Consider the following 17,342-nt stretch of genomic DNA (forward strand, 5'->3'; position numbering starts at 1 on the left):
CCACGCGCGCGACATCGCGCAGGCGGACGATCGAGCCGTCGGCGGCGGCTTTCAGGCGGATCGCGCCGAATTGTTCGGGCGTCTGGAGGCGCGACTGGACCGACACGGTGGCGTTGAGCATCTGTTCGGCGGGAGCGGGCTGAGCGCCGAGCTGGCCGGCCGACACCTGCGCGTTCTGCGCCAGGACCGCGACCGAGATGTCCGTCATGGCGAGCTGGAAGCTGTTGAGCTTCACCGGATCGACCCAGATGCGCATGGCGTATTGCGCGCCGAACAGCTGGACGTTGCCGACGCCGTCGACGCGGCTGAGCGGGTCCTGAAGCCGGGAAGCGACGTAATCGGCCAGGTCGGTGCCGTCGTGGCTGCCATCGGCCGAATAGAGCCCGACGATGACCAGGAAGTTGGCCGACGCCTTGGTGACCTGGATGCCCTGCTGCTGGACCTCCTGCGGCAGGAGCGGAGTCGCGGCCTGGAGCTTGTTCTGGACCTGCACCTGGGCGATGTCGGGGTCGGTGCCCTGTTCGAAGGTGACGGTGATCGTCAGCTGTCCCGACGAGCTGGAGGACGACGAGAAGTAGCGGAGGTTGTCGATGCCCTTGAGCTGTTGCTCGATGATCTGCGTCGTGGTGGTCGCTAGCGTCTCGGCGTCGGCGCCCGGATAGGTGGCGGTGATCGCGACCGCCGGTGGGGCAATCGCCGGGAACTGCGCGATCGGCAGCGAGCGGATCGCGAGCGCGCCGGCGAGCATCAGGATGATCGCGAGCACCCAGGCGAAGATCGGGCGGTCGATGAAATAGCGGGCCACGGCGGGTTACTTCGCTTGCGCCGCGGGGGCGCCGACGACGGCGGGGCGGGCGGCGGGCCGGTCGGTCCAGGGACGCGGTCGGACGGGCATGCCGGGGCGCAGCATCATCGCGCCCTCGACGATGACGCGGTCGCCGGGGCGGACCCCGCCGGTGACGAGCCAGTTCGCGCCCACCGTGCGGCTGGCCTGGATGGGGCGGAGCTCAGCCAGGTCGCCGCGACCGACGACCATGACGGTCGGCTGGCCGCGCTCGTTGCGGGTGACCGCGCGCTGGGGCACCAGGATGGCGCGGCCCTGCACGCCCTCGACCAGTTCGGCGCGGACGAACATGCCGGGGAGCAACAGCCCATTGGGATTGCCGAAGGTGGCGCGGATCGTCTGCGAGCCGGTGGCCGGGTCGACCGTCACGTCGGCGAAGCGGAGCACGCCCTCGCGCGGGTAGAGCGAGCCCGTCTCCAGCCGGAGCCGTACACGCGCGCCGCCCGCGCCGCCGCGCGTCAGGCCGCCCGCGACGATCTGTTCGCGCAGGCGGAGCAGGTCGGTGCTGGCCTGCTGGATGTCGACATAGACGGGATCGAGCCGCTGGATCGTCGCGAGCGGTTCCGCCTGCGCCGCGCTGACAAGCGCGCCGGTGGTGAAGGTCGACCGCCCGATCCGGCCGGAGATGGGCGCGGTGATGGTGGTGCGCGCGAGGTCGATCTGCGCCGATCGCAGCGCGGCCGACTGGGCCGCGACGTCGGCCCCGGCCTGGTTGGAGGCGGTCTGGGCATTCTCGTATTCCTGGCGCGCGATGGCGTTGATCCCGACGAGTTCGCCGTAGCGCCGCGCCAGCGCCGCGCTCGATGCGATACCCGCGCGGGCGCGGGACAGCGCGGCGCGCGCGCTCGCGACCTGCGCCTCGTAGGGGGCGGCGTCGATGCGGTAGAGCGCCTGGCCCTGGCGGACGTAATCGCCCTCGGTGAACAGCCGGGCGCGGACGAGGCCGTTCACCTGCGGGCGGACCTCCGACGTCTCGAAGGCGGTCGTGCGGCCGGGAAGCTCGACGGTGAGAGTCACCGGCTCCTCGCGCAGGGTCACGACGCCGACGGGCATGGGCCCGGGGGCGCCCTTGCCTTGGGCTTCCCCGTCGCCCCGGCCGCAAGCAGCGAGCGTGAGCAGGAGCGCCGCGATGCCGAGATCCCAGCCGGGTCGCTTGAATGTCATGCCGGATTCCGATAGCCAGTCTGTGTGAGTGAGCGTTCACTCACAAATGCCGCTACTGCGAAGCAGGGAGCGCCGTCAAGCGAAGTCGATTGGATGGAAAAATGGTCTGGCTCGACAAATGCTGCGGTGAACGGTCGAGCAGGGCCGGCCTGAGGCGGCGCAAGCTGATCGAGACGGCGCGCATGCTGTTCATCCAGAATGGTTTCCACGCCACCGGGATCGCCCAGATCGCGCGCGAGTCCGGGATCGCGGTCGGCCAAATCTATCGCGATTTTTCCGCCAAGGAAGAAATCGTCGCGGCCCTGGTCGAGGAGGATTGCGGGCGATTCATGGATGTGGGGACGCTGGACGCGGCGATCGCGGGCGGCGATTCGAACGCGGTGCGCGCCTGGCTTCGGCATTTCGTCGATCCGGACGAGGACCGCGACGGCGACCGGCTGTTCGCCGAAATAATGGCCGAGGCGTCGCGCAACGAACGGGTCGCGGCGATCTTCGTCGGGTTGCAGGACAGGTTCCGCGCCAACCTGCTCGCGGCGCTGACCATTCTAGCCCCGGGCGAGGAGGCGGCCGCCGGCCACGCCACGCTGGCGGACACGATCATGACCTTGTCGATCGGGTTGCTTCATCACCGACTGATCCGACCGACGCTGGACATGCCCACGCTCGCCGGGGCGCTCCGATCGTTGATCGACCGGGAGGTGGATGCGCTCCGACCGCAGGCCGCCGCCTTCGGTCCCGGTACCTAGGACAGGCGTTCGAGCGGCCGGCCGGGGCGGCTCGCGTACCGTGCGACCGTGCCGGTGGTGAACGGCTTTGCGAGGATGGTGGACACCGCGCGGAAATCGCCGATCGCCTGGGTCGGGGTGAGCGTGAGGACGAGGTAGCCCTTGCCCTTCTGGTCGCAAAAGGCGACCTCCGGGTTCGCGTCGGCGATCATCGCTCCGATGCCGGGAATCAGGTCGCCGTAGGAGGGGCTGGTGATCGCGGTGGTGCCGAACTCGGCGGCGACCAGCTTGCCTGTCCCGTCATGGAGGTCGTTGGCCCAGGCGGCGTGGCTGTCGCCCGACAGCACGATGGGGTTGACGCCGGCGCGCTGGAAGCCGGCATAGAGCCGTTCGCGCGCGGGCGGGTAGCCGTCCCAGCTGTCCATGTTGAACGGGATACCAGCCTTGTACGACGCGACCGCGGCGGGGATGCGGGCGGCGTAGGCGGGCGGAAGCTTGGCGATGAACGCCTTGTAGCGGTCCGCGCCCATCTGCCGCTCCAGGTCGGGGCCGGCGACGCGCGCCATGACGATCTGGTTGCCGAGCACCTGCCACGGCTTTCCCCGGCGCTTGGAGCGGCGGAGCGTGGTTTCGAGCCAGCGCTGCTGACCGGGACCGAGCAGCTCGCGTTCGGGCCTCGCGCGTTCGGCGAGGAGCGCGGCGTATTCGCTGGGCTCGGGGGTCTCGCCCTTGGCGGCGACCTGCTTGGAGCGGGCGAGGAGGCGAGTCTCGACCATCGCGAGCGTGGCGAGGTCGCCGAAATCGAACGAGCGGTTGATCGCTTCCCATGGGCGGCCCGGCTTCGGATCGCGGATCGGCATCCATTCGAAATAGGCCTGCATCGCCGCGGCCTTGCGCTTGGGCCAGTCGCCTTCCGTCTCGGGCTGGTGATTTTGCGCGCCGCCGATCCAGCTGTCGTTGGCGACCTCGTGATCGTCCCAGACGCAGATGAATGCGGCGCGGGCGTGGGCGGCCTGCATGTCCGCGTCGCGCTTGGTCTGGGCGTGGCGGGCGCGGTAGTCGGCGAGCGTCACGATCTCGTGCGGAGGCTCGGGAAGGCGGCCGATCTTGCGGCCAATCTCCGCGCCGTAGCCTTCCGCACCATATTCGTAGATGTAGTCGCCAAGATGCACGACCGCGTCGAGGCGAGGGAGGTCGGCGATCGCCTGATAGGCGTTGAACAGGCCGCCGGGATAAAGCTGGCACGACACCACCGCCATGACCACGTCGGGCGTATGGCCGACGGGGAGCGTGCGGAAGCGGCCGGTGGGGGAGCGCTGGCTGCGTTCGGTTTCGAACCAGAACCAGTAATCGCGACCGGGCTTAAGTCCGGTCACCTCTACCTTGGCCGTGAAGTCGCGAGCGTTGCGGGCGTCGATGCGACCCGACTTCACGGGTTTGCCTTCCGAATCGGTCGCGACGTGCCAGCGTAGCGGTATATCCGGCGCGTTCATTTCCGGCGGGGTTGCCCGGGTCCAGAGCACCGCGCCATCGGAAGCCGGATCGCCACTGGCCACGCCGTGGTGGAAAAGCGCGAAGCCTCCCTGCGCGCTTCCGAATGCAGGGGCGGCGAGCGCGGCCCCGGATCCGAGGGTGGCGAGGGCTTGGCGGCGGTTGAGTGTCATGGTGTTTCCCGGTCGTGCGGATGGGGTCGCCTCTATCTGGCACCGTCATTGTTACGCCGGTGCGACGGCGAACGTCACGTCCCCGTCATCGCGATGTCCCGCGCGCGTCATGCGCCGCTCCTACCGCCCCGACCGTACCAAGGGGGATCGGTCCAATGACGCGTTTTCACATTCGCGGCGCGCTCGCCGCGCTGGCGCTCGGCTGTTCGTCGGGCGCGCTCGCGCAGGCCAATGTCCAGCCGCGTGGCGACGAGGGCGCGGATACGGCCGCCGATGAGGTGATTGTCACGGCGCAGCGGCTGGAGCAGCGGATCGAGGACGTGCCCATCACCGTCACCGCGCTGACGGGTGCGCGGCTGGCGGATATTGGCGTGTCCGAGCTCGACGAGATCGCCGCCTTCGTGCCCGGCCTTCAGGTGCAGGAGCAGAGCGCGAACAACCCAGGCTTCGTGATCCGCGGCATCACGTCGGACAGTGGCTCCGCGCAGCAGGGGCCGCGCATCACGCTCTATTACAACGGCGTCGACATCAGCCGGTCGCGCGGGGCGTATCAGGACCTGTACGACCTGGAGCGCGTCGAAGTGGTCAAGGGACCGCAGGCGACCTTGTTCGGTACGGCGGCGGCGGTGGGCGCGATCGGGATCGTGTCGGCGCGGCCGCGGCCCGGGCTGTCGGCGGAGGTCGCGGGTTCGTACGGGAATTTCGAGCGGACACAGGTGTCAGGGTATCTGAACGCCGGCAACGACACGCTCGCCGCGCGCCTCGCCTTCGCGTACAAATATCGCGACGGGTACGTCCGCAACATCGCGGGCGATCCGGACCGGCCGAACCAGAATGGCGGGCTGATCGATCAGGACGATCTGAACGGGCAGGACCAGCGCGGCGTACGCGGATCGATCCGCTGGCGGCCGAGCGACGCGGTGACGGCCGACCTGGTGCTCACCTATGACGGGCAGCGCAATCCGGGCACCGCGTTCAAGAGCCGCGCCTTCGCGCCGACGGGCGGGCAGACGGGCGATTTCGGGATCGCCGAGCTGTCGGGTTCGCCCTTCTCCGCGCAAGTGCTGGGCAAGCGCAAGCTGGGGCTGGACCGCGATGTGTACGACGCGAACCTGGCGATCAGCATCGACCTGGCCGAGGGCGTGACCTTCACGACGATCAACGGGTACCGCAAGTTCGACGCGTTGGAGACGTTCGACGCCGACGGCGGGCCGGCCTGGTATCTGGAGTTCGCGGAGGACGCGCGGGGCGACCAGTGGAGCCATGAGTCGCGGTTCAACTTCGACGGGGAAGGGCCGGCGGGGGGCTATCGCGCGACGTTCGGGGGCAACGTGTTCCTGGAGAACGGGCTGCAGCGCGTGCCCTTCTCGACGGAGGAGGGGACGTACATCGCCTGTTCGGTCCTACCGCTCCTTGCGCCGATCCGGGCCAACCTGAACGCGGCGGGCATCCCGACGGGACCCGCCTGCGTCCGGCCGGACGGCACCGTGCCGGCGGCGACGCGGGCGAGCGCGGCCCTGAGCGGGGGCGCGCGTCGTCAGGTGCCCTATGCGTCCGAGTTCACCAACTTCGGCAACAACGACACCTATTCCGTCTTCGCCGACGGGACGTGGATTCCCACGCCCGCGATCGAGCTGACGGCGGGCGCGCGCGTGCTGATCGAGGATCGGAAGTCGCAATACAGCTCGTTCCAGCCGGACTCGATCCTGCTCGCCGCGCTCGGGATTCGGACGAGCCTGCTCGGGACGGCCAACACGCTGGGACAGCGGTTCACGGCCAAGCGGTCGTTCGCGGCGGTGCTGCCGCGCTTCAACGTGCTGTTCCGGGTGGCGGACGGGATCAATCTGTATGGCACGATCAGCAAGGGGCGGCGATCGCCCGTGGTGCAGCTGGCCGCTACGCGGACGCCGACGGGCGGCGCGGTGCCGAATTTTCAGGACGTGCCCGACGAGACGGTCTGGAACTACGAGGGCGGGATCAAGGCGGGCGTCGGGGGACTGACGGGGACGGCGTCGGTCTTCTACCAAACCTATGACGGGTTCCAGGTCACGTTGCCGACCGTGCCGGCGCAAACGGTCAGCGCTGGATCGGCGAACAATATCGGTGTCGAGCTGGAAGCGACCTACGCCTTCTCGCCCGTCTTTTCGGTATTCGGGAACTTCGCGTACCTGGATGGCGGGATCGGGGAGGATGCGGAGAACGGCGTGTTCGCGGGCAACCGGTTCCGGCTGCAGCCCAAGACGACCGCGGCGGCAGGCGCGACGCTGCGGCTGCCGGTGGGCGGGTTCACCTTCTACGCGACGCCGACGGTGACATACCGATCGGGCGTGTTCTTCGAGCTGCCCAACCGCGAGGCGATCAGCGAGGGCGGGTACACGCTCGTCAATCTGAGGGCGGGGGTAGAGGGACCCGAGGGGCGCTGGCGGTTGGGCGGGTTCGCGCGCAACCTGACGGACAAGCGCTACCTGATCGATGCGGGCAACACCGGGGGCGGGTTCGGGGTGCCGACCTACATCGCGGGCGAGCCGCGCTTCTACGGGGTCGAGGCGGGACTTAAGTTCTAGGGGCGATCCAGAAGAACCTGACCTATGCGGCGGTGGTCTAGAGCAGCAGTTCCTGGGCGGAGGCGCGACCGACATGGCCGCCGCCGCGGCGGCGGGCCAGTTCCGTTTCGGCTGTGAAACGAATATCGACATCGCGGTCGGAGAGGAAGCTCGCCAGGCTGTCGTCGGTGATCTCGCGCCAGTCCTTGCCGCGGTCGGGGCCGTAGCGGACGCGGGGGAGCAGCCCGGGCTCGGCGGACCAGGCGAGGAGTTGCGCGACGCTCGCCTCGTTCAACTGGTCGCGCAGATGGTGAGCGGTGACGTAGGCGTCGGGATAGGCGCGGTGGATGGGCAGGCCGCGCCGATGGTCGAGGCCGGCGGGCTTGCGCCAATAGCGGAGCACCTGGTTCGAGAAGCTCGGGCTGTCGGGCCAGAGGCGGAGCGCGCATTTCCAGGTGCAGATCCAGTCGGCGTTCCGGGTGAAGGAGGCCGTGCAATATTGCTCCTCGAAATTGGACCGGTGGGCGGCGAGCGCGACGCGACGGGGCCAGGGGTCGAGCGCCTGGCGGGCGACGTCGATCCATTGCGGGGCGTCCGCGACCTCCTCGTCGAGGATGTGGTGGATCGCCTGGGTGACGGGCGGGATCGGGCGGTTCGGGTTGACGAAGGTACGCCCGCCCTCGCCATGCAGCTCCCAGCGGCCATCGACGCCCAGCGCCACGTCCTGCCAGCCGATCTCAATCACCGCGTGGGCGGGCGGGGCGTTGCCGGTGGTTTCGAGGTCGATGACGCGGACGAGCTGCGGCTGGGGAGCGGGAGGCATGACGGTGAGATGGGACGTTAGGCGGCGTTTATCCAGCGGCGTGGGCGGGCTCAGGAGAGCGCGGGCGAGTCGCCCACGCCCATGTCGAGTTCGCGGACGCCGCGGCGGATGCGGGCGCGCTCGACGAGGCCGCGCAGGCCCTCGCGGCGGTCGCGGGCCATCGGGACATCGCGGAGCACGAAGCTGCCGCCGCCGGTCGAGGGGTCGGACGAGGTGAGCGCGATGGTGCCGATGTCGGTCATTTGGTTGAGGAGCGAGTATTCGAGGCGGACGTCCTTGACGCGGTAGAGCTCGATCTCGTCGATCGTCTTGATGAGGATGCCGCGGCGGACGATCAGGCGCTGGTCGGTGATCTCGTACAGGCTGCCCAGGTTTTGGAGCCAGCGGACGCCCAGGATCAGGAAGCCGACCCCGGCGAGGCACAGGAGCAGGGTCGCCCAGCCTAAGAAGCTGCCGAACAGCCAGCGCGCGGTTGACGAGCGGAAGCTGTCGACGGGGCGCTCGGTGGGGTAGTCCATCGCCAAGGAGGGTAGGCCGGGCGGCTGCGCTGTCAATCGGCCGGACGTGCGACGCCGCTGGCCACGAGCTCGGCGTCGATCTCGGCGAGGAGGCGGGCGAGGCCGGCTTCGTCGCGAGCCTCGGCGCGGACGGTCAGGAGCGACTCGGTGTTGGAGGCGCGGAGCAGCCACCAGCCGTCGGGGGTCGTGACGCGCGCGCCGTCGACCGGATCGACCGTCGCCCCGCGTGTAGTAAGGCGGGCGAGTACCTCGTCCACGACGGCCAGGCGGCGCGCGGGGTCGATGGGAAAGCGGAGCTCGGGGCTCGCGTGATAGCGGGGGAGCGCGTCGGCCAGGTCGGCGAGCGATCGGCCCGACTCCGCCAATAGCTCAAGCAGGCGGACGGCGGCGTATTGCGCGTCGTCGAAGCCGTACCAGCGGTGCGCGAAGAAGATATGGCCCGACAGCTCGCCCGCGATCGGCGCGCCCTCATGGAGCATCCGGGACTTGATCGAGCTGTGGCCGGATTTCCACATGAGCGGGCGACCGCCGAGCTCGCGGACGCGGTCGAACAGGGCGGCGCTCGACTTCACGTCGGCGATGATCGTGCTGCCCGGCAGGTCGCGGAGCACGGGTTCGGCCAGGAGGGCGAGCAGCAGGTCGGCGCGTACCGCGCGGCCCAGCCCGTCGACCGCGCCGATCCGGTCGCCGTCCCCGTCGAAGGCGAAGCCGCAATCAAGGCCCTTGGCGAGCACCAGCGCCTTCAGGTCGGCGAGGTTCGCCTCCACGCTCGGGTCGGGATGGTGGTTGGGGAAGCGGCCGTCGACGGCGGTGTGGAGCAGATGGTGCTCGCCGGGGAGGCGGGCGGTAAGCGCCTCGATCACCGGCCCGGCCGCGCCGTTGCCCGTGTCCCACCCGACGCGCGCGGTGGCGGGCTGGGTCTCGAGCAGGCGCGCGACATAGTCGCCCAGGATATCGACCTCGGAGGTGACGCCCGCCCCCTCCGTCCAGTCCCCCGCCGCCGCGAGCCGCGCGAGATCCTGGACGTCGTCGCCGAAGAAGGAGCGGTGGCGGAGCATCAGCTTGAAGCCGTTATGGCCGATGGGGTTGTGGCTCCCCGTGACATGGACGCCGCCATCGACCCCGAGCGTCGCCTCCGCGAAGTAGAGCATTGGCGTGGGCCCGACGCCAATCCGCACCACGTCCACGCCGCCCGCGACGAGCCCCGCGACCAACGCCGCCTCCAGCTCGGGCGAGGAGAGCCGACCGTCACGCCCGACCGCGACGCGGGAGCCCCCGACGCGACGGACGCGCGTGGCGAAGCTCCGCCCGACGGCGTGGGCGTCGGTGGGGCCGAGCAGGGGTCCGACAGGGCCGCGGATGTCGTATTCGCGGAGGACGGAGGGGTGGAAGCGGTGGGTCATGGGGCGACGGTCGGTACGGCCCTATGATCAACAACCGGTCGAGGGGCTATGCAGAATTCCTCGAAACAGGGGCGCTCATCGCGCGCGGCCGCAAGCTCATCCTTTCCAAAGGCAAACCGATAAGAGCTAGCCATCGCGCCGAACGAACCGTTATGGACACCTTCACTCGCCCATATCGGCCCCGACCGCAATCGCCGCTATTCGTCCAAGACCATTACGGGCCGACGGTATCGGAACAAACATCTGATATGAACTAAAACAAGAAAAAGCGGATATCGAGTGCCCAAGAGCGAGGATCGTCCTACATCGGCTCAAAAGCCGACCCATCTCCGAAGCGACCGGCTAGGCAGCCTCTAGGATGCGCTCCGCGTTTGCAAAACAGCGGCGAACCATATCCGCAACCTGCCTGGTCACTCCGGTCAAGACAAGATGCGCCTTCACCCAATCCGCACCGTAGGCCTGCACAAACGGCACGAGCGACGCGTTGATGAACGAGGAAGGCACGTCCGACACACCGCTGAATGATAACGTGATACGCTGGCCGCGCGCGAAGGCAGGCCGGAGCAGAGCAAGGATTACCGTTCCATCCTGCGGCGTGTAGCAATGGGGCACGTGGTCTAGGACGGTGATCACCATGACATCTCCTCCTCTTCTTCCACGTCATCTCCAACAAAGCAATCCGTCGGCAACGACAATTCCACCAACGTACCGGGATAGCTGCCGTTCCCAAGCGAGGAATGGCGCTGCATCACGCCGGACGCGTTTCGATGGCAAGTCACCGCGCCCTTAAACGAATATATGCTAACGCTTCCCTTATTGCCAGTGACGCTCTCGATCAGGAAATCCAGTCCAACGCCCATGTTGCGCGGAGTGCTCTTGGTGGTGAAGCCGGGCTTGGTCGCTTCCAAGATCGCCGCCCCGTCATCGAGTGCCGGAAAACTCGTTTTGATGTTGGACGGGATGCCCTTGCCGAAATCGGATACGGTAACCCTCACCCGGTTTATCTTCGGATAATGCTGGACGTGGACGAAGCCGATATTCTGGGTCGAATGATCGATAATGTTGTTAAAGACCTCCTTGACGCAGGTCCGGACGCTGGCGAGCGCCCCGTGCGGAACGCCGAACACCCCGGACATCCAGGGAGTGAAGTCGTACTCAAGCCAGCCATGCGCATCGGCATGAGCGACGCGCATGAAAGGCAACGTCGTTCCGCGCACGGAGGCGGACGTTCGAAGCTTTCGGCCGAGATGCCGCTCAAAGAAGCCGCAATCATCGAGGTACCTTATTGAGTCGCTACTTACGTCCACATGGTTCTGGAAAGTAACCTTGACGTCATGACTATAGAGCCACTCCAGCGTGTTGCAGAAAACGGTCAGTCCCGATCCATCAATAAATTGAAGCCGTCCGAAGTCGAAAGTGAACTCGCGGTCTCGCGGAACGCCGTTCGCACTCACGATGGCCGCAGTGAAGGCGTACATAGATCCGTAATTAAAATTGCTCGGCAGATTGACGGTGGTCGTCATGCATGCAGCCTACGTCAGCGCCGGGTGACGCACAACCTGCGTCTAGTGTTGCGGGAATGAGCGTGTCCGGTCGGTGCCGATCGCACATCCTCGAAGCTGGTCGCCCCTGTTCACGCCCGCTACTCCATCCGCCCCAGCAGCAGGTCCCTGGCCGCGTTCACCCGCCGCGCCAGCTCCGCCGAGCCGCCGCGGTCGGGGTGGACGCCGGCTACCAGGCGGCGGTGGGCGGCGCGGATGGTTTCGGCGTCGGCGTCGGGGGCTACGCCCAGGACCGCTCTCGCTTTCGCTTCGTTTCGGTCCACCAGCGTGCTGCGCTTGGGGCGGCGGAGGAGGAAGCGCCAGATCGCCCATAGGACGACGGCCAGGAGGAGGTACTTCACGCGGCGGCTTCCGTGGGCATGGGGGTCGGTATCGGGGCGAGCGCGGGGTGCGCGGCGCCCGCTTCGGGGAGCTGCAAAGCCGCCATCATCTCGCGCAGTTCCTGGCGGGCGGCGACGTGGGACAGGCCCATCGAACCGAACATCTTGGCGTCGATCATCGTCAGCCCCGCGGGGAAGAGCTCGCGGTAGACCACGCGCTCGCCGAGGCCCGGGATGATGCGGAAGCCGACGCGCTTCGACAGCTGGCCGAGCGCGTCGGACACGCGGCGCATGTTGCGCGCCTCGATATGCTGGAGGCGGTTGCGGAGCACGACCCAGTCGATGGTGGCGCCGTCGGCGCGCGCGCGCTGCTTGCGGGCGTCCCAGATCAGCTCGGCGTAGAAGGAGGGCCGGGTGACCTTGAAGGTTTCGGGGTCGACCTGGCCGATCAGGTCGAAGTCGACGAAGCTGTCGTTCATCGGCGTCACGAGCGTCGAGGCGAGCGAGGCGGCGAGGCGCGCGAAGGGGTCGTCGCGGCCCGGCGTGTCGACGACGAGGAAGTCTGCCCCTTCGGACAAGGAGTGCCACAGATCCTCGAACACGCTGTCGGTGTGGCCGTCGTGCGTGGCGTGGACGGGCATGGGCAGGTCGGCGCCGGTGCGCTTCACGGTGGCGGCGCGGTTATCGAGATAGCGGCCGACGGTGCGCTGACGGTGGTCGAGATCGAGGCAGGCGACGCGCGCGCCCTTCGCGGCCAGCGCGATCGCGACATGGACGGCGGTGGTCGACTTGCCGGTGCCGCCTTTCTCGTTGGCGAAGACGATGACGTGCGGGGTGGGGGGAGCGGGAGCGGTCGCCATGCGGCGGTGTCCTTGGTTGCTTGGGGCTTGGCTGCTCCATAAGGCTCGGGCGGGCCGGTAACGAGGGTTTTATGTATGCTGACCGTTCGTACGCTGGACGCCTTGCGCGCCGTCCTGGCTGGGTTCCGAGCGCAGGGCGCGCGGGTGGCGCTGGTGCCGACGATGGGCGCGCTGCATGCGGGGCACATGGCGCTGATCGACGCGGCGCGCGGGGCGGGCGTGCGGGTGGTGGCATCGATCTTCGTGAACCCCAGGCAGTTCGGGCCGGGCGAGGATCTGGCGCGCTATCCGCGGCGGGAGGCGGAGGACGCGGCGATGCTGGAGGCGGCGGGGTGCGACCTGCTCTGGGCGCCGTCGGTCGAGATCATGTACCCGGGCGGGTTCGCGACGGGCGTGACGGTGGGAGGCGGGCTGACGAACGTGCTCGACGGGGCGGCGCGGCCGGGGCATTTCGACGGGGTCGCGACGGTGGTCGCCAAGCTGTTCGCGCAGGTGCGGCCGGACGTCGCCTATTTCGGGGAGAAGGACTGGCAGCAGCTGGCGGTGGTGCGGCGGATGGCGGTCGACCTGAATCTGGGGGTGGAGGTGTCGGGCGTGCCGACGGTGCGCGAGGCGGATGGGTTGGCGCTGTCGTCGCGCAACGGCTATCTGAATGCGGACGAGCGGGGGCGGGCGGTGGCGTTGCCGCGCGCGCTGGAGGCGGCGGCGCGGGCGATCGGGGATGGCGGTGACGCGGCGGCGGCGCTGGGCGAGGCTCGGCGTGCGTTGGAGCGTGCGGGGTTCGTGGTCGATTATGTGAAGCTGGTCGATGCGGGGATGCTCGGGGAGCCGGCGGCGGGGCGGCCGCGACGGTTGCTGGCGGCGGCGCGGATCGGGGGAACGCGGCTGATCGACAATCTGCCGGTGGGGTAACCCTAACCGCGTTAACCAGTTGGGGAGGACTCGAACGGCAAACTGCGACTCACGTGATCGAATCGATCGATGGGGGGTTTGAGATGGGCAGCAGTGTGAAGACCGCGAATTTCGTGATGGAAAGCCGGATGCGCGACGCGGCGCGGGGGAACGTGGACGCGCTATACGATCTGGGCGTGACATATTCGACGGGGACGAACGGCATGGCCGTGAACCTGATCGAGGCGCATAAATGGTTCAACCTGGCGGCGGTGTCGGGCCTGGGCGCGGCGCAGGACGCGCGCGGGGAGGTCGCCGAGGACATGACCGCGCGCGAGATCGCCGAGGCGCAACGCCAGGCGCGCGCGTGGCTTGGCGTGAGCCGGGGCGTGGCGAGAGCGGCTTAGGCCTTCTTCTTCGCCGGCGCTTTCTTGGCCACAGGCTTCTTGGCCGGTGCCTTCTTCGCATCCGCCTTCTTCGGCGCGGCCTTCTTCGGCGCGGCTTTGCGCTTGCCTTTGGACGGCGGCGCGGCGGCCGCGCGGTCGTCGATGAGTTGGGCGGCCTCCTCCAGCGTCAGCGCGTTCTGGTCGACCGATTTGGGCAGGGTCGCGTTGGTGGCGCCGTCGGTGACGTAGGCGCCGTAGCGGCCCTCCATCAGCTTGAGCTCCAGCTCGGTGCGGGGGTGCGCGCCCAGAACCTTGAGCGGTTCGCGCGCGGCGCCTCGGCCGGGGCGGCCGCCCCCGGCGGCGGCTTCGGCGAGCTTGACGACGGCGGCGTTCATGCCGGCCTCGAACACTTCGGCGGTGGACCCGAGACGGGCGTACTTGCCCGCGTGCTTGAGGTACGCGCCGTAACGGCCGATCGCGGCGGTGATGTCCTCGCCGGTCTCGGGGTGCTTGCCGACCGTGCGGGGTAGGCTCAGCAGTTTCAGCGCCATCTCCAGGTCGAGTTCGCCGATGTCCTTGGGGATGGAGGCGAGCTTGCGCGCGGCGCCTTCGCCGAGCTGTAGGTAGGGGCCGAACCGCCCGGACTTGCGCTCGACGGGAAGCTCCGTCGCGGGGTCGACGCCGAGCGTCGAGGGGCCGGTGTCCGCGCCCTCCGCGCCTTCGCCGCCTTGCGCGAAGCGGCGGGTGTATTTGCAGTCGGGATAGTTCGAGCAGGCGATGAACGCGCCGAACTTGCCGCCGCGAAGCGCGAGCTGCCCCTCGCCGCAATTGGGGCACAGGCGAGGGTCGCCGCCGTCGGCGAGCTCGGGGAACAGGTAGGGCGCGAGGAACAGGTCGAGCGCGGCGGTCACCTCGCTCGGCTTCTGGTCCATGACGTCGGTGGTGAGCGGCTTGAAGTCGCGCCAGAAGGCGTCGAGCACCGCCTGCCACTGGGCGCGGCCGCCCGACACCTCGTCGAGCTCGTCCTCGAGCCCGGCGGTGAAGTCGTAGCCGACATACTTCTCGAAGAAGCGTTCGAGGAAGGCGGTGACGAGGCGGCCGCTCTCCTCGGCGAAGAAGCGGTTCTTCTCGATCCGGACGTAGGCGCGGTCCTTCAGCGTCTTGATGATCGAGGCGTAGGTGGAGGGGCGGCCGATGCCGAGCTCCTCCATGCGCTTGACCAAAGACGCTTCGGAGAAGCGGGGCGGGGGCTGGGTGAAGTGCTGTTCGGCGTTCACCGCCTTCTTCGCGGGAGCGTCGCCCTCGCGCATCCGGGGCAGGCGGCGGCTGTCCTCGTCTTGGGCGTCGTCCGAACCCTCCTCGTAGAGCGCGAGGTAGCCGGGGAAGAGGACGACTTGGCCGGTCGCGCGGAGGAGGTGGCGGCCGGTGCCTTCCGCGAGTTCGACGGTGGTGCGCTCCAGGCGCGCGCTCGCCATCTGCGACGCGAGCGCGCGCTTCCAGACGAGATCGTAGAGGCGGGCGTGGTCGCCGGAGCCTAGCTTGTCGCGGGCGAAGTCGGTGGGGCGTATCGCCTCGTGGGCTTCCTGCGCGTTCTTGGCCTTGGCGGTGTATTGGCGCGGTTTGTCGGGGACGTAGCCCGCGTCGTAGCGGTTCGCGACCGCCAGGCGCGCGGCGCTGATCGCCGAGCCGTCCATCTGGACGCCGTCGGTCCGCATGTAGGTAATCGAGCCGTCCTCATAGAGCTGCTGCGCGATCCGCATCGTGTGGTCGGCGGAGAAGCCCAGCTTGCGCGCGGCCTCCTGCTGGAGCGTCGAGGTAGTGAAGGGCGGGGGCGGGTTGCGCGTCGCGGGCTTGGTCTCGACCGACTGGACCGAGAAGCGACCGGCCTCGACGTCCGCCTTGGCGCGGAGCGCGTCGCCTTCGTTGCCGATCGAGAGGCGGTCGAGCTTGCGGCCGTCCCACTGCGTCAGGCGGGCGGTGAAGGGGGTGCCGTCATGCTCGAGGCTGGCGGTGACGGACCAGTATTCCTGCGCGCGGAAGGCCTCGATCTCGCGTTCGCGCTCGACGATGAGGCGTAGGGAGACGGACTGGACTCGGCCCGCCGACTTGGCCCCCGGCAGCTTGCGCCATAGGACCGGGGAGAGGGTGAAGCCGACGAGATAATCGAGGGCGCGGCGGGCTCGGTAGGCGTCGATCAGGTCGTGATCGAGCTCGCGCGGGCGCTTCATCGCGTCGGTGACGGCCTGTTTGGTGATCGCGTTGAAGGTGACGCGCTGGACGTCCTTGGGGAGCGCCTTGCGATTCCGCAGCACCTCCTGGACATGCCACGAGATCGCCTCGCCCTCGCGGTCCGGGTCGGTCGCGAGGATCAGGCGGTCGGCCTTTTTGGCCTCGTCGGCGATGGCGCGGAGCTGCTTGGCCTTGTCGGCGTAATTCTCCCATTCCATCGCGAAGCCGTCGTCGGGGTTCACCGATCCGTCGCGCGGGGGCAGGTCGCGGACGTGGCCGTAGGAGGCGAGCACACGGAAATCGCTGCCGAGATACTTCTCGATGGTTTTCGCCTTGGCGGGCGATTCGACGATGACGAGCTGCATGGAGGGTATCCGGTGTCCTTACGTGTGCGTGCGAGGGTGGCGGGGTGGAACGGGCTAGGTCAAGCGCCGGTTGCCGAGCGGAGAGGCTAGCCCTTGAAGCCGACCGGCTAGACTCGGGCGGGGCAAGCGGCTAATATCCGGCGGGGAGAAGGATCATGGCCAGGACGAACGAAGCTCAGCTCAACATCCGGTCCCGCTTCGCGCGCGACCGCGTGACGGCGCTGGCGCGGCAGACGGGCATGACAGCGACCCAGGTCGTCGAGGAGGCGCTGCGCGCCTATGCGCCGCCCGTCGAGGGCGCGCCGCCCGCCGGACTGGTGCGGCGCGGGCGGATACTGGTCATGCCTGCAAGCGGTAGGCCGGTCACGGTAGCCGACGTGGAGGAGACGCTCGACGAAATACGCAACGAGCGCTGCTGATGCGGTCGCCCGAAGCGCTTCTCGACAGCAACGTCCTGGTCGCGGCGGTCGCCGAGGACCATGAGCGGCATGCATCGTCGCTCGCGCTCGTGACCGCTATTTGGTCGGACCAGCTAGCGGTGGCGGCGCACTCATATACCGAAGCGTTCAACACGTTGACCCGGCGCGGTGCTCGCGGACAATTCCAACGGTCTCCCGACGACGCTTGGGCGGCGCTCAGCAGCATCGTTGCCGTGACTCGGCTGGTCGGGCTGACTCCGTCGCAGACGCTCGACGGGCTACGGCTCCATGCGGCGGCGGGCGGGATCGGCGCGCGGCTCTACGACCATCTGATCGGGCAGGCGGCGGTGCTCGCGGGGGCGCGGGTGATCGTGACCTGGAACACGGGCCATCTCCGGTCGCTGTTCCCGGGCATGGCGGTGGAGACGCCGGAGGAGCATCTGACGCGACGTGCGGGCGAAGCGGTGGGGTGACGGGCGTGGGGCAGGATCCCGTGATAGTCCGCATCCCGGCGATTGCGGACGATTGGCCCGGATATGGACATTACGGATCATGAGCAGCGAATATCGTCCGCCTAGGCTCCAGACTCGTTCACAGCCAGAACGCGAGCGCGGTGGCGAGCGCCA

At 68.7% G+C, this 17,342-nt stretch carries 17 protein-coding genes; 6 read left to right on the top strand and 11 right to left on the bottom strand.

The window, feature by feature from the left end; genetic code table 11:
• Positions 1-805: efflux RND transporter permease subunit (locus ACFE71_RS11025; protein WP_375428838.1), on the bottom strand; the 805-nt coding region annotated here is incomplete at its 3' end.
• A gap of 6 nt (positions 806-811) precedes the next feature.
• Positions 812-2,008, bottom strand: a complete 1,197-nt coding sequence (locus ACFE71_RS11030) for an efflux RND transporter periplasmic adaptor subunit (protein ID WP_375428839.1) — start codon at positions 2,006-2,008, stop codon at positions 812-814.
• A gap of 101 nt (positions 2,009-2,109) precedes the next feature.
• Here ACFE71_RS11030 and ACFE71_RS11035 point away from each other — a divergent pair, with 101 nt between their 5' ends.
• A complete protein-coding gene (locus ACFE71_RS11035; protein WP_375428840.1) occupies positions 2,110-2,754 on the top strand; it encodes a TetR/AcrR family transcriptional regulator in 645 nt (214 codons plus the stop codon).
• Here ACFE71_RS11035 and ACFE71_RS11040 read toward each other — a convergent pair.
• Positions 2,751-4,397 carry an alkaline phosphatase D family protein gene (locus tag ACFE71_RS11040; RefSeq protein ID WP_375428841.1) on the bottom strand — a complete coding sequence of 549 codons (1,647 nt, stop codon included), beginning with the start codon at positions 4,395-4,397 and terminating at the stop codon, positions 2,751-2,753. The two genes, ACFE71_RS11035 and ACFE71_RS11040, sit on opposite strands and share 4 nt — an antisense overlap.
• Positions 4,398-4,552: 155 nt before the next feature.
• Between ACFE71_RS11040 and ACFE71_RS11045 the strand changes: the two genes are divergently transcribed.
• Positions 4,553-6,961, top strand: coding sequence for a TonB-dependent receptor (locus ACFE71_RS11045; protein WP_375428842.1), 2,409 nt, complete (start codon positions 4,553-4,555; stop codon positions 6,959-6,961).
• Positions 6,962-6,998: 37 nt separating this feature from the next.
• Here the strand turns inward: ACFE71_RS11045 and ACFE71_RS11050 are convergent, their stop codons facing one another.
• From ACFE71_RS11050 to ACFE71_RS11080, 7 genes are all read right to left on the bottom strand, one after another.
• Positions 6,999-7,763: a 3'-5' exonuclease gene (locus ACFE71_RS11050; protein WP_375428843.1), complete on the bottom strand. Its 765-nt coding sequence runs from the start codon at positions 7,761-7,763 to the stop codon at positions 6,999-7,001.
• 50 nt (positions 7,764-7,813) lie between these two features.
• Positions 7,814-8,281: a PH domain-containing protein gene (locus tag ACFE71_RS11055; RefSeq protein WP_375428844.1), complete on the bottom strand. Its 468-nt coding sequence runs from the start codon at positions 8,279-8,281 to the stop codon at positions 7,814-7,816.
• A 32-nt stretch (positions 8,282-8,313) separates the two neighbouring features.
• Positions 8,314-9,684 carry a phosphoglucomutase/phosphomannomutase PgmG gene (pgmG, locus tag ACFE71_RS11060; RefSeq protein WP_375428845.1) on the bottom strand — a complete coding sequence of 457 codons (1,371 nt, stop codon included), beginning with the start codon at positions 9,682-9,684 and terminating at the stop codon, positions 8,314-8,316.
• A gap of 342 nt (positions 9,685-10,026) precedes the next feature.
• Positions 10,027-10,320, bottom strand: coding sequence for an STAS-like domain-containing protein (locus ACFE71_RS11065; RefSeq protein ID WP_375428846.1), 294 nt, complete (start codon positions 10,318-10,320; stop codon positions 10,027-10,029).
• Positions 10,314-11,207, bottom strand: coding sequence for an ATP-binding protein (locus ACFE71_RS11070; protein WP_375428847.1), 894 nt, complete (start codon positions 11,205-11,207; stop codon positions 10,314-10,316). Before ACFE71_RS11070 ends, ACFE71_RS11065 begins: the two co-directional genes overlap by 7 nt.
• Before the next feature lie 119 nt (positions 11,208-11,326).
• Entirely contained in the window at positions 11,327-11,587 is a 261-nt protein-coding gene (locus tag ACFE71_RS11075; RefSeq protein ID WP_375428848.1) for a J domain-containing protein, read from the bottom strand.
• On the bottom strand, positions 11,584-12,426 hold the full coding sequence (locus tag ACFE71_RS11080; protein ID WP_375428849.1) for a division plane positioning ATPase MipZ: 843 nt from the start codon (positions 12,424-12,426) through the stop codon (positions 11,584-11,586). The genes ACFE71_RS11075 and ACFE71_RS11080 overlap by 4 nt, the downstream gene beginning before the upstream one ends.
• 75 nt (positions 12,427-12,501) lie before the next feature.
• Between ACFE71_RS11080 and panC the strand changes: the two genes are divergently transcribed.
• Positions 12,502-13,338 (top strand): pantoate--beta-alanine ligase, encoded by an 837-nt coding sequence (gene panC / locus ACFE71_RS11085; RefSeq protein ID WP_375428850.1) that lies wholly within the window; start codon positions 12,502-12,504, stop codon positions 13,336-13,338.
• Positions 13,339-13,421: 83 nt separating this feature from the next.
• The gene (locus ACFE71_RS11090; protein ID WP_375428851.1) at positions 13,422-13,724 is read left to right on the top strand and encodes a hypothetical protein; all 303 of its coding nucleotides are present in this window, start codon (positions 13,422-13,424) and stop codon (positions 13,722-13,724) included.
• On the opposite strand, the gene topA is transcribed toward ACFE71_RS11090, so the two are convergent.
• Positions 13,721-16,297 carry a type I DNA topoisomerase gene (gene topA / locus ACFE71_RS11095; protein WP_375428852.1) on the bottom strand — a complete coding sequence of 859 codons (2,577 nt, stop codon included), beginning with the start codon at positions 16,295-16,297 and terminating at the stop codon, positions 13,721-13,723. The two genes, ACFE71_RS11090 and topA, sit on opposite strands and share 4 nt — an antisense overlap.
• Before the next feature lie 155 nt (positions 16,298-16,452).
• Here topA and ACFE71_RS11100 point away from each other — a divergent pair, with 155 nt between their 5' ends.
• Both ACFE71_RS11100 and ACFE71_RS11105 read left to right on the top strand, forming a co-directional pair.
• A complete protein-coding gene (locus ACFE71_RS11100) occupies positions 16,453-16,716 on the top strand; it encodes a hypothetical protein (protein WP_375428853.1) in 264 nt (87 codons plus the stop codon).
• Entirely contained in the window at positions 16,716-17,189 is a 474-nt protein-coding gene (locus tag ACFE71_RS11105) for a type II toxin-antitoxin system VapC family toxin (RefSeq protein WP_375428854.1), read from the top strand. The genes ACFE71_RS11100 and ACFE71_RS11105 overlap by 1 nt, the downstream gene beginning before the upstream one ends.
• Positions 17,190-17,342: the final 153 nt, after the last annotated feature.

The organism is uncultured Sphingomonas sp., from assembly GCF_964237155.1.
Taxonomy (GTDB): Bacteria; Pseudomonadota; Alphaproteobacteria; order Sphingomonadales; family Sphingomonadaceae; genus Sphingomonas.

Bases quoted from the DNA above. Each gene is read 5' to 3' on its own strand.
- ACFE71_RS11030 (WP_375428839.1), bottom strand. From the start codon at position 2,008: ATGACATTCAAGCGACCCGGCTGGGATCTCGGCATCGCGGCGCTCCTG.
- ACFE71_RS11035 (WP_375428840.1), top strand. From the start codon at position 2,110: ATGGTCTGGCTCGACAAATGCTGCGGTGAACGGTCGAGCAGGGCCGGC.
- ACFE71_RS11040 (WP_375428841.1), bottom strand. From the start codon at position 4,397: ATGACACTCAACCGCCGCCAAGCCCTCGCCACCCTCGGATCCGGGGCC.
- ACFE71_RS11045 (WP_375428842.1), top strand. From the start codon at position 4,553: ATGACGCGTTTTCACATTCGCGGCGCGCTCGCCGCGCTGGCGCTCGGC.
- ACFE71_RS11050 (WP_375428843.1), bottom strand. From the start codon at position 7,763: ATGCCTCCCGCTCCCCAGCCGCAGCTCGTCCGCGTCATCGACCTCGAA.
- ACFE71_RS11055 (WP_375428844.1), bottom strand. From the start codon at position 8,281: ATGGACTACCCCACCGAGCGCCCCGTCGACAGCTTCCGCTCGTCAACC.
- pgmG (WP_375428845.1), bottom strand. From the start codon at position 9,684: ATGACCCACCGCTTCCACCCCTCCGTCCTCCGCGAATACGACATCCGC.
- ACFE71_RS11065 (WP_375428846.1), bottom strand. From the start codon at position 10,320: ATGGTGATCACCGTCCTAGACCACGTGCCCCATTGCTACACGCCGCAG.
- ACFE71_RS11070 (WP_375428847.1), bottom strand. From the start codon at position 11,207: ATGACGACCACCGTCAATCTGCCGAGCAATTTTAATTACGGATCTATG.
- ACFE71_RS11080 (WP_375428849.1), bottom strand. From the start codon at position 12,426: ATGGCGACCGCTCCCGCTCCCCCCACCCCGCACGTCATCGTCTTCGCC.
- panC (WP_375428850.1), top strand. From the start codon at position 12,502: ATGCTGACCGTTCGTACGCTGGACGCCTTGCGCGCCGTCCTGGCTGGG.
- ACFE71_RS11090 (WP_375428851.1), top strand. From the start codon at position 13,422: ATGGGCAGCAGTGTGAAGACCGCGAATTTCGTGATGGAAAGCCGGATG.
- topA (WP_375428852.1), bottom strand. From the start codon at position 16,297: ATGCAGCTCGTCATCGTCGAATCGCCCGCCAAGGCGAAAACCATCGAG.
- ACFE71_RS11100 (WP_375428853.1), top strand. From the start codon at position 16,453: ATGGCCAGGACGAACGAAGCTCAGCTCAACATCCGGTCCCGCTTCGCG.
- ACFE71_RS11105 (WP_375428854.1), top strand. From the start codon at position 16,716: ATGCGGTCGCCCGAAGCGCTTCTCGACAGCAACGTCCTGGTCGCGGCG.